Here is a 15,014-nt window from a genome sequence, read left to right as displayed (position 1 = left end):
ATCAAACCCGCCACAAAGATTAAGTTACAAAATTAAGTCTTGCATTGGTTTTAATCTTTTTATCTGTGGCACGTTTGAATGCAATTTGCTGTAAGAAATAAATAAAATGCTTCATGCGTCGAGACTCAATTTTTTACAAACTGTTTCAACAATCTCCCACTCTTTTATTTGAACTATTGACAAATCCGCCGACAAATGCAGATGCTTATCGATTTGATTCGGTAGCTGTCAAGGAACCCAAATTTGAAATTGATGGGGTATTTCTCCCACCAGAAAGCGAGACTCCTGGAGTTGTATATTTCTGTGAGGTACAGTTTCAAAGAGATGAACAGCTTTATGAAAGAGTATTTGCTGAATCTTCACTATATTTTTACCGCAACCGCGCCAGATTTAACGATTGGCAAGCAGTTATAATTTATCCATCTCGCAATACCGAACAAAGTAACATTTACCCTCATCGGGGATTTCTCAATAGTAATCAAGTGCATCGGGTGTATTTGGATGAATTGGGAGATATTCGCCAATTACCTTTATGGGTAGCACTGATGGTACTAACTACGGTAGACGAAGAACAAGCACCAGAAGAAGCAAGGTATTTGTTAACAAGAACCAATCAAGAAGTACCATTAGCAGAGGGTCGCATCATAATAGAGATACTGACGACGATAATGATGTACAGGTTTGAACAATTGAGCCAAGCGGAGGTAGAGTCTATGTTAGGAATAACACTACAGCAAACGCGAGTTTACCGAGAAATCAAGGAAGAAGGACGAGAGGAAGGACGAGAAGAAGGACGACAAACGATGGCTAATACTATTTCCCGACAATTAACTAAGCGGCTTGGAGAACTTTCTGAGGAAATGCGCTCCTCAATCTCTGGTTTACCTTTTCCTGTTCTCGAAGAATTGAGCGATGCATTACTTGATTTTATTACCTTGGCTGATTTGCAATCTTGGTTACAAGGGCAATAAATTAAACTACCTCTTCTTGCTTTTGAGTTAGATACATTGCAATTCCTTTCTCGTAGTAAGCTGCCTCATTAATAAAAATAGGATAAACAGTAGACTCTCCCTCATAAAAAATATCTTTTCCTGCAAAAGTCAGAAATATTGGCTCCCCTGGATTCAAAGGTTCATAATCCCTAAACTGAAGCTGGGGATGAATCATAGCTTGAATCTCCCCGCCATCCCTTCTAGGATAATCGATAGTCTCAATGTATTGATAGAGTGTAAGTGTGTTGTTTGTCTGCGGAATACTACCTTGTTTGCACCCTTCAAAATAGTCTAAAATTGCATAAATAAGCTGCTCTGTTTGTTGAAACAATTCGGCGTTTAAGATATTCTGAGCCACAGCCCCAACTTCTATCACAAAACCCAGTTCGCACAAAGAACGCAGAAAACCACCTTCTCTTGATTGTGGATTTACAAAAATCTTGACCATCGGATTTATCGAAGTCAAATAAGCACCTAACCGAAGTAAAAAAGGATTCATCTCACAAAAAATCAGACTTAACCCCATGTTGGCAGTTGTGCTGTGCAAATCAATAATTACATCTACAAAAGGCTGATTTTGCGGTTGCAGTATTTGTTGGATTGCTCTCGCCCGTATATCTTCATAACTTGAGAGTTGGAGATTTTGTAAGCTTTGATTGGTGAAACAACGGTTTAAATCTTTGTCAATATACCGTTTACCTTCTTCAATCGCTTTGAGATTACCAAGTAATGCCAGAGTTTCAAAACTCGATCTGTTAATTAAATTTGGATATTGCTGAAATCTTTTAACTAGATGTACTCCTGTTAACTCATTACCGTGGTTTCCTCCAACGATCGCAACTCGTTCAATCTGACTCATAACAACCTCACTGGCTCCCCTACGGTTATTGAGAATGGTGCAAGATACAAGATAGAAGTATAACTGCTGCTGGCTAAATCTTGTAAAAGACTAACGCGAACGCTCCATATTCGAGCCAAAATGTGATAACTGTTAAGCTGTTAGCTTTGGCACAAAAGGAGAGGAAATTTATGGAGTATAATTTTGAAGCGATTGCTGAACTTTACAAAAACGCTCTCCTCAACGATGTCCTCCCATTTTGGGAAAAATATTCTCTCGATTGGGAGCAAGGCGGCTATTTCACCTGCTTAGACCGCTACGGCAAAATTTATGATACAGATAAATTTATCTGGCTGCAGAACCGCCAGGTGTGGACTTTTTCGATGCTTTACAACCAGCTAGAAAAACGCGAAAACTGGTTGAAAATTGCCAGTAATGGCGCTAACTTTCTCGCCAAACACGGCAGAGATAGTGACGGGAACTGGTACTTTGCCGTCACCCGTGAAGGGAAACCATTAGTTCAACCTTACAATATCTTCTCTGATTGCTTTGCAGCAATGGCATTTAGTAAATATGCACTTGCTAGCGGCGAAGAATGGGCAAAGGATGTTGCAATGCAGGCTTATAACAACGTATTACGCCGCAAAGATAATCCAAAAGGCAAATATAATAAAACCTATCCAAACACACGCCCGATGAAATCATTGGCTGTACCGATGATTTTAGCCAACCTGACTCTAGAAATGGAATGGCTGCTGCCAAAGGAAACACTAGAGAATGTCTTGGCTGAAACTGTCCGCGAAGTAATGACCGATTTTCTCGACCACGAACGGGGGCTAATGTACGAAAATGTTGCCCCTGACGGTTCTCACATAGATTGTTTTGAGGGGCGGCTGATTAATCCAGGTCACGGTATCGAAGCGATGTGGTTTATTATGGATATCGCCCGTCGCCAAAACGATACCAAAACTATTAACCAAGCCGTTGATGTGGTGTTAAACATCCTAAATTTTGCTTGGGATAGCGAGTCCGGTGGATTGTATTACTTTATGGATGCAGACGGTCATCCCCCACAACAATTGGAATGGGATCAAAAACTGTGGTGGGTTCACCTAGAGTCTTTGGTTGCATTAGCGATGGGCTATCGCCTAACGGGGCGTGAGGTCTGTTGGGAATGGTATCAAAAGATGCACAACTACACCTGGTCACATTTTGCTGATTCAGAATCCGGTGAATGGTTTGGCTACCTGAATCGGCGTGGTGAAGTATTGTTAAACCTTAAAGGTGGCAAATGGAAAGGATGTTTTCACGTACCGCGGGCATTGTACCTTTGTTGGCAGCAATTTGAGGCATTGCGATCGCAGTTATGATTTTTATCCGAGCTAAAAATTAAATATAAAATTAGCTAAGAATTTTTGAGAGGTGAGGCACTGAACGAAGCAGAATTGGTGACTCAACTAGTTCAAGCCAATGAATTAACTGGACTTCACTATTTATGTCTGCACAAGTTGATTCTCTGTTATCTGTTTGAAAACAGGAACAGGCTTAGGATTATCAATTATCCACTCTATTATAGAAAAACATCAAGAGAAACTAAGTATCATATCCGAGCCAGGCAATGGAGCAGAGTTTTCTCTCTCTATCCCCTTAAATTGCTAAAGTAATAATAAACTTCGTTCCCTTTCCAAAAGTTGATGAGCAGTTAATTTGTCCATTGTGTTTATCGGTAATAATTTGGTGGCTGATAGCTAATCCTAGCCCAGTTCCCTTACCCACAGCCTTAGTTGTAAAAGATGGGTCAAAAATTTTAGCTTGCACTTCAGGAGGCATTCCAAAAGCATTATCTTCAATGCAAATGGTAACAGTTTCTTGCTGACGATCGACTGATGTAGCGATCGTGATGGTATGAGGGACAGCAGCAGCAATTTCTTGAACTGAGTGGTTTTGATGGAGGTCATCAAATGCATCAATTGCATTGGCAATAATATTCATAAATACCTGGTTAATTTGTCCAGGATAGCAAGTGATTAGAGGTAACTCACCATATTGTTTGAGCGTCTCGATTTTAGGGCGGTTTCCTTGACCTTTTAACCGATGTTTTAAGAGCATTAAGGTAGTATCAATTCCTTGATGAATCTGAAACTCCACCATAGATGAGATATCAGATCGAGCAAAGGTTCTCAAAGAGAGGCTAATGTCTTTCAGAAGACCAATTCCCTGATGCATTGATCCCAGAATTTTTGGTAAATCTTCACCTAGATACTCTAAGTCAATTTCTTCAACTAGTTGTTCAATTTCTGGGTCTGGATGTGGTAGTTTCTGCTGTTGGAGATTCACCAAACGCAGCAGATTCTTCATATATTCTTCAAGATGAGAGCAATTTCCACTAATAAAACCAATCGGGTTATTAATTTCATGACCAATGCCTGCAACAAGTTGTCCAAGAGTGGACATTTTCTCACTCTGGATTAGTTGTAATTGGGTGTGTTGTAACTTTTGTAGAGATTGGCTTAATTCTATGGTGCGTTCTTGCACTCTTTGTTCTAAGGTACGGGTAAGATGGGAGATTTTTAGATGTAACTTTAATCGAGCAATAACTTCTTCTTGCTGAAAGGGTTTGGTAATATAGTCAACTGCACCAATTTCTAGTCCTTTCACTTTGTCTGTGGCATCGGCCAAAGCAGTCATAAAAATAACCGGAATATTCTGAGTGATGGAATTGGCTTTTAGTCTGCGACAAGTTTCAAATCCATCAATTCCTGGCATCATCACATCCAAAAGAATGAGATCGGGAACGGCATATTCTGTTTGTTCAATAGCCGACTCTCCATCAGTTGCCATGAGTGTTTTCCAGCCACATCCCTGAATTGCTTCTGATAGGACTTTGAGATTGTTGGGATTATCATCTACCAAAAGGATATACATTGGCTTCAAGAGAGGTTCAAACATCATTGATGTGACTCAGTTGTTACAAAATTTTTAAGGAACTTACGGATTTTTCCTGTTTGGAAGTTGACAGTAAATTGGCTTAACTCAGTTGCAAAGGGAGTTAGCTGACTATCTTGCTTAATTAACTCTTTTATTATTCCCTCGATCGCCGGAATATCTCCCATCATTGCTAGATGATAAAGTTGTTGTAAAACATCCTGGGATGGCAGAATCAATTCGGCATCGGCTTTCTGTTCGGGTTGGGAAAGTGATTTTTGAGGTGTGGATTGAGCATAAATCCACTCCACTTTTAGCAGCGATAGCAGTGCATTAAATAGCTCATCAACTTGCAGGGGTTTCGGCAAAAAAGCTGTAGCCCCGGCTTCAAAACTTCGTTGTCGATTTTCCTCAAATACACTGGCACTAGAGACAATAATCGGAATAGTACGGGTTTGTGGATTTTCTTGTAAGTGAACCATTAACTCAAAGCCATCCATGTTAGGCATGGCTAAATCCAGTAGAACCACATCCGGGTGATGTTCAGTTACCATCTGTAGTCCCTGTTTGCCATCGCTTGCTTTCAGGGTTCGACAGCCAATTCTTTCAAGCAAATTGGCCAACATAGAACAATGGTTAGTATCATCATCAACAATGAGAATTTGAGGCGCACTACCCCGAATACCGATGATTTTTTGATGGGTTGGGGCTGCATCTATACCTGGCGTAGATATCGTTTCTATCTGCCAGTCATGGGAAACTGGTACTGTTACAATCAAATCCAGCCAAAAGAGACTACCTTCACCCAGATGACTCTGTACTTGAATTTGGCTGCCCATCAATGTTGCAATTCTTTGACTGATTGCTAATCCCAAGCCAGTACCTTCAGATTTTCGCCCTGCTTCACCTACTTGCTCAAAAGCCAAAAAGATTTTCTCTAGTTGGTCTGCTGACATTCCAATACCCGTGTCTTCAATCTGGAAGCGAATTTTCTGATATGTCATTTGTCCATTGTCATTTGTCATTTGTTTAAATTCTTGACTAATGACATCTACTTTAAAGGTGACACTACCGTTGTCTGTGAATTTAATAGCGTTGCCTAGTAAGTTGATCAAAACTTGCCGTAGCCGTTTTTCATCAATTTCAATGGCAATTGGTAAGCGATCGCTGATTAAAATATTAAATCCAATCCCTTTTTGTTTGGCTCGGATACTGCAAATTTCGGTGACACCATGCAAGAAAGTGGACAAGTTGACAGCAGTTGCAAGCAATTCTAATTTCCGAGCTTCAATTTTTGAAAGGTCAAGAATATCATTGATTAGCATCAGCAGGTGTGTTCCACATTGGTAGATAATGCTGACTCCTTCCAGATTTTTCTCTGTCATGTTTGGCGATACTTCTAGCACCTGAGCAAAACCAAGGATGCCATTAAGCGGTGTGCGTAGTTCATGGCTCATATTTGCCAGAAACTCGCTCTTTGCTTCGTTCGCAGCATCAGCAGCTTGCTTTGCCTCCAACAGTTCATGAGTTCGCTCTTCAACTTTGAACTCTAGGGTTTTGGAATAATCTAATAGTTGAGTGTTGGCAATTTCTAGTTGCTGATTGGCTTCTTCTAACCGCCTCTGTTTATAGGCATTTGTGGTTGCAATCACGCTGCTGATGAATGCGGCTAAGGTGGGTGTGACTGGAATCAGAATGCCATCTAAAAACATCCCATAGCTGCTCCCCACAAATACGGCACTGATGCTTACTGTTGCCCAGAGAATTTTTCCACCAGGAATCCGCAGCCTGCGACTAGATAAGAACCAACTACCACAAGAACCGATCGCAGACCATAAAATAATCCAGAACGACACAGCCCGACCAGAAAGGCCGTGCAAAGTTCTCTTGGCAATTTTTGCCTCTTGTACCAGTTGATGGGCAATATTGGCGTGGACAACAACCCCAGGTGTAGGTTTTTGAGTAGAGAGCCAGGAAGAACTAAAGGGTGTATTGAAGAAGTCATTGGTACTAGCGGCGGTCGATCCAATAAACACCATGCGATCGCGCATTAAGTTGGCTGGAATTCGCCCTGCTAAGACATCGCGCATGGCAACTGTCCGAAATGCCGCATCTGTTCCATGCCAATTGAGCAAAATTTGATAGCCGCCTAAATCAGCATCGGAGTAGCCTGCTTCTTGATTGTCTAGTGGTAGGTAAATTGCTTTACCCAACTGAAACTTTTGCTGCTTGGGGTCAATACTTTCTAAAGTAATCTTGTCGGCTTCCAGGTACTTGAGCGCCACCTGGGTTGCCAATCCAGCTTTGAGCGTGTTTTGCTCTTTGGTATCAACTGCCGTCAGCAAAGCGCGACGCACAAAGCGATCGCCATCCAATACCAAATCCGCTAATCCAACTCGATCGAGTTTCTTCAATTCTGGTGGGGGATTGACACGCTCTCCGGTGATTTTCTCAACGCCGATCAAATTGGGAGTGCTGCGGAAGATTTTGACTAGTTCTTCATATCCGCTTCCCTCTGGTAAATCTCGGTAGAGATCCAATCCGATGGCTTTAGGTTGCTGCGCCCGAATCTTTTCTAGTAATTTTGCTAATGCCCAATCGGGAATTGGCCATTTTCGCACCGATTGGATATCGCGCTCATCGATTGTAACAATCACAATTTCATCAGCGATCGCCGGGAAAGATCGCTGACGAACCCATTCATCACGAATTTTCCATTCAAGTAAATTGAAAAATCCCAACGATTGCCCGACAATGACAGTCAAAGCAACTGTGGGAGTAATAATCAAAACGCTACGAGTGCGTTGGATGAAAGTCTGGAATCTGCGCCACATGGGGAATGGGATGGGGAATGGGGGAAAATAACCAATGCCTAAATTACTGTTAATTAGTAGGCGCTAATAACGGAGCTGTGACAATCTCTTTTAAGCTAACTGAAGAGAGGAGTTCTTCCCATTGCTTGGTAAGAGTTACGTTAGTAGGTTGAGCGCTATGTAGGGCTGCAAGTGTTGCCACGCAGTCATACCAAACGCCATTTTTACCAAAGGCTGTCGCTCGCTTCAAAGCATCTTGCTGCTGCATCGCTGTTGCCAGTTCAGCACTAGGCTGGATACGTTGAATCCAACCATCGACATAAGGGGTACTTGGGCTAAGTTGTCCATCAACTTTAACAGCTAGGAACCAATGGTAGTTTTTCCCAACTACTAAAGCGGGTGCATCGGCTGGTAATTTGACAGCGATCGCTCCAGCTTTCAGAGCAATAGGAATGGTCATTTGATACTGCGTATTGTCAGTTTCGTCCTTGAGGCTGAACACAGCTTCTTCTGCATTAGAAACAGGTAGATATACCAAAATTGTGGGACGTTCAGACACTGTTGTGCCATAGAAGCTTTGTGGTACGAGGGCGATTAGAGCTGCCGGGCCTGCCGATTTAGTTGAAGTATTTAAGTAGTAAGTACCAACGCGAGAAGCTCCCCCACTTGCCTGTTGAGGAGTGCCTTTATCAGCACTAGGTGTAAACAAACTACCACGGGAAGCTCCTCCCGTTGCTTGTCTAGGAGCGCCTTTACCAGCACTGGGCGTAAACAAACTACCACGAGAAGCCCCTCCCGTTGCTTGTCTAGGAGCGCCTTTACCAGCACTGGGCGTAAAGAAATTACCACGGGAAGCTCCTCCCGTTGCTTGACTAGGAGCGCCTTTACCAGAAGTAGGGATAAAGAAATTACCACGGGAAGCTCCTCCCGTTGCTTGGCTGGGAGCGCCATTGTTAATTGGTGGGGTAAATGTAACAGCATTGGCACTGTTCCATGTACTACTAGCAAACAGAGCGAGGATGCTCAATGTACTAGCTAAATATCGAAGCTTCATAATGTTACACTTCCTGAAAGAAAAGGTAAAACTGAGTAAATTTATTCTGATTGTGAGAATAAGCTTGGACAATTAATTCATCTAACAGCCAAAGGCTTAAATAACTACTATCAATATAAACCAAATTTAACTTATTTAATGTAAAATTTAGTTCTAATTAGCATAGCCTAGATCAATATAATTACGTAGCTAACGAGAGAGGTAAGAGAAGAGGTAGATTGAGGCTCATGATTTACAGCAGTTTGCTTTTTAACAGCAAATCGGAATCAAACGCACCACGGACAAAAGTACTAAAACCAATGCTGGGCTTTGTTTTAGAATTAATTTTTGTGGCGGGTTTGATAAAAAACTGCTGTAAGTGAAGTGCAAGATGTAGGACTCAAAACTGAGATATCAAGCAATAGCGCTAAAACCATTACGAGATTCGCTGATGCCGCCGACGATCGCACTGATGTGATTTTGCTGGAGCGATCGCAGGTGTAATGGTTATTGTTAAACACAAGCTCAAAATACTTAGATTGATATAGAGCCACCGACGTTGTTTGATTGGGAAAAGCACAAGTAATTGCCGAGATTAATGTTTAATAATTTATGTATTAAATTACCTTCAGTTTGTTAGATAATTCTTGGCAAATTAACTCTTGGAAATCCCCGCACAATTTAACTGTGGCTCTACATGTGTGGGAGATTGCGCCGCAATTAATTCAACTTGACCCTGTGTATTAAATTGCCAACCAGTAGCTTGGACAATGACTTCTGGGGATGCTGGGATCTGGGCAGTTACCTGACTTTTTTTGCGGTATCCTGAGATGTCGCGGGTATCAGACCAAGTGCGATCGCTCCCCACCTGTTGAAGTGGATTTTGCGGCACACCACCCCGTCCCGTTGCCACAAAACTACTACCATTTGTATTAGCGCAACCTGTAGCAATTTGCTGCGATGGATCAGTGACATTTGCTGGTAATTCCACTAAGCCAGAATTGGGATCGACACCAATGTTATTAACTTGAACTGTACCGTTAACCCCAAATTGCGAACTGGCAGTGATGTCGTTTTCGGGAGTTAGTTGGGGACGATATTTCAGCCCGATAATTCCCTGAGTAGTGATTTGAATATTGCCACCCTTTCCTTGGACTGCATTGGCAATAATATCGCTGTTATTTAATCCGATAATAATGGGTGCATCGATGTTAATATTACCTCCATTTCCATTACCGCCTGCTGTTGCGGCGATCGCGCTATTGTCTCGGAGAAATAACAGGTTTGTGGTTTGTAAGCTAATATTGCCACCATTACCAGATTCTGTTTGGGCTTGAATAAACCCCTGATGATTTAATCGGATCGTGTCTGCATCGATCTTCAGAGTGCCACCGTTTCCACTGCCTTGACTAGTGACACTGACCGTTCCGCCATTGGTCAAGGTCAACTTTGGGGTGGTAATATTCACAGTACCTGCATTAGCCGTCAATATATTTGGCAGACCGAATCGCTGCCGCAATAGGGGATCGGGTCGAATGGTAGATGCATTAATGTTGCTGTTATTTGCTCTGCCGCGATCGCTAACTGTAATCGATTCGCTGGCATTAATGTTTAAGTCTCCCCCATTACCGATAAAAAATGCGGTGGCAGCAACTGCTCCTCCATCCAGAATTTGCAAGTTGGCGGTATTCAACGTTAAAGTTTTTGAATTTCCAGTGGCAAATGTAACTATACCGATATTACTATAAAATCCTGAAGGGCTTTCTCCCGTCACCGTTGTCCTAGTGTTGCGAATCGTGACTTTACCGCTAGACCCATTGCCAAATGTACTCGAAGACAGTGAAGCACCACTTGATACTAGTAGACTATTACCATTGATTACCACATCGCCGGCATTTCCCGTACTTAAGGTAGTAGTGTTAAGGGTGGTGACAACACTAGGATTAATAGGTGAAAAACCAGATAAATCAATTGCCATTGCCTCAATTTGAATATTGCCACTAGGAGCCAATCCGAATGTTGAGCTATTCAAACCTGCTCCCTGAGTGAGGGTTAAACTGGGAGTAATAATGCTAATGTTTCCACCAGCTCCCCGACCAAAAGCTTCATCGCGAATCCCACTCCGAATTGTGGCATTAGATGTTGTGCCTATTAGATTAATCGCCTTTGTCGCCTGGAGGTGAATGTCACCACCGGGGAGATTACCGAGATTTCGTGCCAGTATCAGAGATCCATCAGTAAATTGAATTCGTTCACCCCGAATTTGAACGGAACTGGCATTGATCCCACTCACATCTAATAGCGATCGCTCTGCTAGCTGAATATCTCCAAAGTGTTGTATATCTCCATACCCTAGTGTGTAGCCTCGTTGGTTTGGTGTGAGGCTGACAAGTCCTGCACCGCTCACACTCCCTAATTCTACTTGTCCTTGGTCGGCGCTCAAGGTTGCTCCATTTAGATGTAGGTCGCCACCCACTAAAGCGATCGTGTTTCCAGGCTGTACTTGCAGTTTTGTAGAACTGGGAATCCGAACCAAGGGAGCCAGAGCCATTCCACTGGTTCCGGTTAAGGAGTGTCCTGTACCTTGAACGGTTATCGGTGCAGGATTGCTGCCCATTTGCAAGCCAAGGGGAACATTGATAGTCAATAATGGAGGAGCTTGAGGATTAATGGTGCTAAACTCAGCACCATTACTAAATTTAATGCTCTCAGCAGTTGTCCCAATAAACGAGCCGCCAATATTAAGTTTGGCATTGGCGCTGAAAACTATACCACTAGGATTGATCAGAAACAGATTAGCGCTACCATTTGCCTGAATTAAACCATCAATATGGGAAACATTACCCCCGGTTACACGACTGAAGATATTTTGCACATCTGCGGCATTATTGAAAAAAGCCGAGCCGTTGGTGGGAACTGAGAATTGGCTGAAGCTGTGGAAGAGGTTGTTGCCAACACGGTTGCCGTTGGTGATGGTGAAGTTATTGCCATTTTGGGAGACACTACTATTAAGGGTGCTATCAGGAGTTACCTGAGCGTTAGTAGATTTGTTCCCCAGAAGTATTGCCCCTAAAGGTAGCATCATTCCAATTGTCAAGATTCTATTCACCAAACTTGAACAAGTATAGGTAGCTTTCATAACTTAGTTCCCAATTAATAGCCTAATAGCTAGAGTTCCCTAAATCGAATTATTCCTTTCAGCAAACAAGGCAAAAGAAAGAAAAAATAAAAAGATTTGTTACTCTCCGAGAAGCCGCCTTGCATCTATAGGACTCCTATTTGATTTTTGAACAAAATTAGGTATTGTAGGGGAGCCAGTGTGTTGCGGAGGTTCCCCTACGTATCTTCTCAGAAATCAAACCGGATTCCTATATGAGACACGCAGTGCAAGAAACAAGGTGTTCTTGTTCAATCCCCGAAATTGATTTCCGGGGATTCTCTTTTTACTTTTTAATTTGTGTGGAGAAAATGCGAAATTGAAGAAGAATTTTGACTCCTGAATTCTGTTTGATAGCAGACTTCTAACTCAGCACTCTCATTGCCTGAGTTGGTATCCATACAGTAAAAATTGAGCCAATACTGATAGTTGATTCTACTTCAATTCGACCCCGATGAAGTTCTACAAGTTGTTTAGTTAAAGCTAATCCAATTCCAGTACCTTCGTAGCGGCGACGATAGGGTGTATCGAGTTGCTGAAATTTCTCAAACAGTAATGGTAATTGTTCTTCGCGGATACCAATCCCGGTATCTTCCACTTGAAAAATAGCAGTATCATCTTCTACCCAAAGGCGTAAGGTAACGCTACCACTTTCGGGGGTAAATTTAATCGCATTAGTTAACAGATTCGAGAGAATTTGAGCTATTCGTTCTGCATCACCGATAAAGCGATCGCGCCTGGGATCGATTTGCAAATCAAGTATAAGATTAATTTGTTCGCTTGTTGCTTTTTTTCGTAGTGATTCTATAGCATTTTCAGCAACATTCACCAAAGAAAATTCCGAAATATTTAAAGCTGTCTTACCAGCCTCGATTTGCGATAAATCGAGGATGTCGTTAATCATTTCTAATAAATGTTCTCCACTGTCGTGGATGGTTTGCAGATAACCCCGTTGTCGTTGGCTCAATTCACCCAAAGGCCAGCGTAATAACGTCGAAGACATCCCAATCACATAAGTTAAAGGCGTGAGCAATTCATGACTGATAGTAGCGAGAAACTCACTTTTGATCCGGCTAGCAGCTTCGGCGGCGAGGAGAGCATCACGTAGAGCCATTGTGCGCTCAATAACTCGTTGTTCGAGATTTTGTTTTTCTTGGGTGAGGGTTTGCATTAACTCAGCTTGGTGAATTGCGATCGCTAATTGTTCTGCGATCGCAACCAGCAAGTTTTTTTCGCTATCATTCCACTGATGGGGTTCATTGCACTGATGAGCAATCAGCAATCCCCACAGTTTGTCCTCAAACATAATCGGTGCAGCAAACTTAGCCCTAACTTGGCATTCCCTTAAAAAATTCAACAAACACTCTTCCAGAGCATAAGTTTTTTCAACATCATCCACAGCTAAGGTAAAGCCTTGGCGATACTTCTCCCAACATTGAGAGGTTCGGATAAAGCAATTTTCTTCTGTGTAATTCAATACCGAGCTAATCGCATCTGTAGCACGAGCTTCATAGACAATATAACCTCCATATTGTTGGTAGTCTTCTAATAGGGTTTTATTATTAACTGCTACAAAAGGCGAGTGTTCGCCGTTGTTTTCATGTATAGAAAAATAGATTTTGCAAGGTTCCCTAACTGATAGTTCCATACCTATTGTCAATGCCGTTTCATTCAGAGGAATAGTATCAGACTGGTATGGTTGAGTACTAACTTGGGAACCTGCAAATTTATAAATTACTAATCTGTCTAATTCTAGAAACTCACGCACCTGTGTAATCGCCGTTGCCATAATGACCGGCAAATCCAGGCTTTTGCGGATCTGTGTTGTTACCTGATTTAATAGCCGTTCTTGGGAAATCTGTTTTTTTAAAGCATCTTCCACCGGCTGACAGATATAAACTGCTGGCCCAATTGGGCTTGGAGGTGCTATTATTTCTTGGTTCGGCTGAGTTAGGAGATATTCTAATAACAACAGCGTGAATTGACTTTGGAGCGTAGCATCATTAGGTCTAATAATTTGCTGATAGCGTTCGAGATTTTGGTGAGTATAAGAATCGCACTCAAACAAGTCTCTCAATTCATAGACAAAAGAAGCGATCGCCTGTAAATTAAACGTCAACTGAACATTGATTTCTGAATAAATTTCTTCTCCCTCTGTTTCCCTGCTTCCTTGCTCAAAGGTTCCTACCAAAAGGACGCTAAACTGCTCAGAAACCACTAATGTAAACCTTTGCCTTTGCCACTCCACAGGTATGTAAATCCGCACCAACGTAGCTTCTGTCAGTATCAAAGCGGCACTTCCCACCGTTTGAGCCATCTGTTCTAACAATTCCCGAAGCTGATTAAATACAACAATAGGCAAGGTTCGAGAAAAGCTCAAATCAGGAGAACTAAGCATTTTCAATCATTTTGGTGAAAGGGCGCTGCATCCAGGGAAAAAAGTTTGTTTTGATTATGTACTAACCAACAGTTTAAAACGGTAACACAGGATTATGCATCGTATAAGTAGCACATCGGGTGGATGGAATCAGTCAGAGGGTTTAATTTTTCTAGAACAAACTCCCGCGCCTTTCGTGTTGATTACGGCTGCTGATACCGACATTCAAACCTTGGCAGCTGCGGTGACAAAGTTACCCCCAAGCTTTCCGGCATTAAGAGTCGCCAACCTATTGCAGTTACAGCAACAATTAAGCATAGATACTTATGGCGAGCAAGTTTTAGAACTTGCCCAAGTAATTATTTTGCGCCTATTAGGAGGACGCTCTTACTGGGGTTATGGCTTAGAGGTAGTGCAAGAACTTGTGGAACGTAATGGTAGAACCCTAATTGTAATGCCAGGGGATGACGCTTTTGATCCCGATTTAATTTCTCAGTCTACCCTGCCCTTGGGTATTGTTAACCAAGTATGGCAGTATTTTAGCGAAGGCGGTGTGGAAAATTTTGTTAATGCTCTGCAATTTATTTCCGACAGTTGCTTGTCAACTGCATATAATCCCCCACCACCACAGCCGATTCCGCGTGTGGGATTGTACGAGTGGGCAGCAGGGGAGCAGGGGAGCAGGGGAGCAGAGGGGCAGGGGGGCAGGGGAGAGTTAGAACTCCGTTCATCCACCTCGGAATCTCAAATCTCTCAATCCCCAGTCCCCAATCCCCAATCCCCAATCCCCAATCCCCAATTCCCAGTCCCCAATCCCCAATCCCCAGTCCCCAGTCCCCAATCCCCAATCCCCAAAATCGGCATCCTTTTTTACCGCGC

At 42.5% G+C, this 15,014-nt stretch carries 10 protein-coding genes; 4 read left to right on the top strand and 6 right to left on the bottom strand.

Going from position 1 to position 15,014, the window contains the following annotated elements; translation table 11 throughout:
• Positions 1-113: 113 nt before the first annotated feature.
• Positions 114-971, top strand: coding sequence for an Rpn family recombination-promoting nuclease/putative transposase (locus V7K55_RS20635; protein WP_334834490.1), 858 nt, complete (start codon positions 114-116; stop codon positions 969-971).
• Position 972: 1 nt separating this feature from the next.
• Here the strand turns inward: V7K55_RS20635 and V7K55_RS20630 are convergent, their stop codons facing one another.
• Complete coding sequence (locus V7K55_RS20630) at positions 973-1,851, bottom strand: aspartoacylase (RefSeq protein WP_334834489.1); 879 nt, start codon at positions 1,849-1,851, stop codon at positions 973-975.
• Positions 1,852-2,021: 170 nt separating this feature from the next.
• On the opposite strand from V7K55_RS20630, the gene V7K55_RS20625 reads away from it, so the two are divergent.
• On the top strand, positions 2,022-3,200 hold the full coding sequence (locus V7K55_RS20625; RefSeq protein ID WP_334834488.1) for an AGE family epimerase/isomerase: 1,179 nt from the start codon (positions 2,022-2,024) through the stop codon (positions 3,198-3,200).
• Positions 3,201-3,357: 157 nt separating this feature from the next.
• The gene (locus V7K55_RS20620; RefSeq protein ID WP_334834487.1) at positions 3,358-3,489 is read left to right on the top strand and encodes an ATP-binding protein; all 132 of its coding nucleotides are present in this window, start codon (positions 3,358-3,360) and stop codon (positions 3,487-3,489) included.
• Here V7K55_RS20620 and V7K55_RS20615 read toward each other — a convergent pair.
• The 5 genes from V7K55_RS20615 to V7K55_RS20595 all read right to left on the bottom strand — a co-directional run bounded on the left by V7K55_RS20615 (position 3,478) and on the right by V7K55_RS20595 (position 14,156).
• On the bottom strand, positions 3,478-4,782 hold the full coding sequence (locus V7K55_RS20615) for a hybrid sensor histidine kinase/response regulator (protein WP_334834486.1): 1,305 nt from the start codon (positions 4,780-4,782) through the stop codon (positions 3,478-3,480). The two genes, V7K55_RS20620 and V7K55_RS20615, sit on opposite strands and share 12 nt — an antisense overlap.
• Positions 4,779-7,589, bottom strand: a complete 2,811-nt coding sequence (locus V7K55_RS20610; RefSeq protein WP_334834485.1) for a CHASE2 domain-containing protein — start codon at positions 7,587-7,589, stop codon at positions 4,779-4,781. Before V7K55_RS20610 ends, V7K55_RS20615 begins: the two co-directional genes overlap by 4 nt.
• Before the next feature lie 49 nt (positions 7,590-7,638).
• Positions 7,639-8,622, bottom strand: a complete 984-nt coding sequence (locus tag V7K55_RS20605; RefSeq protein ID WP_334834483.1) for a DUF928 domain-containing protein — start codon at positions 8,620-8,622, stop codon at positions 7,639-7,641.
• A 634-nt stretch (positions 8,623-9,256) separates the two neighbouring features.
• Complete coding sequence (locus V7K55_RS20600) at positions 9,257-11,740, bottom strand: two-partner secretion domain-containing protein (RefSeq protein ID WP_442949101.1); 2,484 nt, start codon at positions 11,738-11,740, stop codon at positions 9,257-9,259.
• Between the two features lie 382 nt (positions 11,741-12,122).
• A complete protein-coding gene (locus V7K55_RS20595) occupies positions 12,123-14,156 on the bottom strand; it encodes a GAF domain-containing sensor histidine kinase (RefSeq protein ID WP_334834482.1) in 2,034 nt (677 codons plus the stop codon).
• A gap of 94 nt (positions 14,157-14,250) precedes the next feature.
• Between V7K55_RS20595 and V7K55_RS20590 the strand changes: the two genes are divergently transcribed.
• Positions 14,251-15,014, top strand: a 764-nt coding sequence (locus V7K55_RS20590; protein ID WP_334834480.1) for a cobaltochelatase subunit CobN, incomplete at its 3' end; no start/stop codon positions are given.

This window comes from Nostoc sp. (assembly GCF_036919895.1).
In the GTDB taxonomy this organism is placed as follows: domain Bacteria; phylum Cyanobacteriota; class Cyanobacteriia; order Cyanobacteriales; family Nostocaceae; genus Nostoc.
Note: the sequence above shows the minus strand (reverse complement) of the source record. Positions and strands in the feature narration are given on the sequence as shown.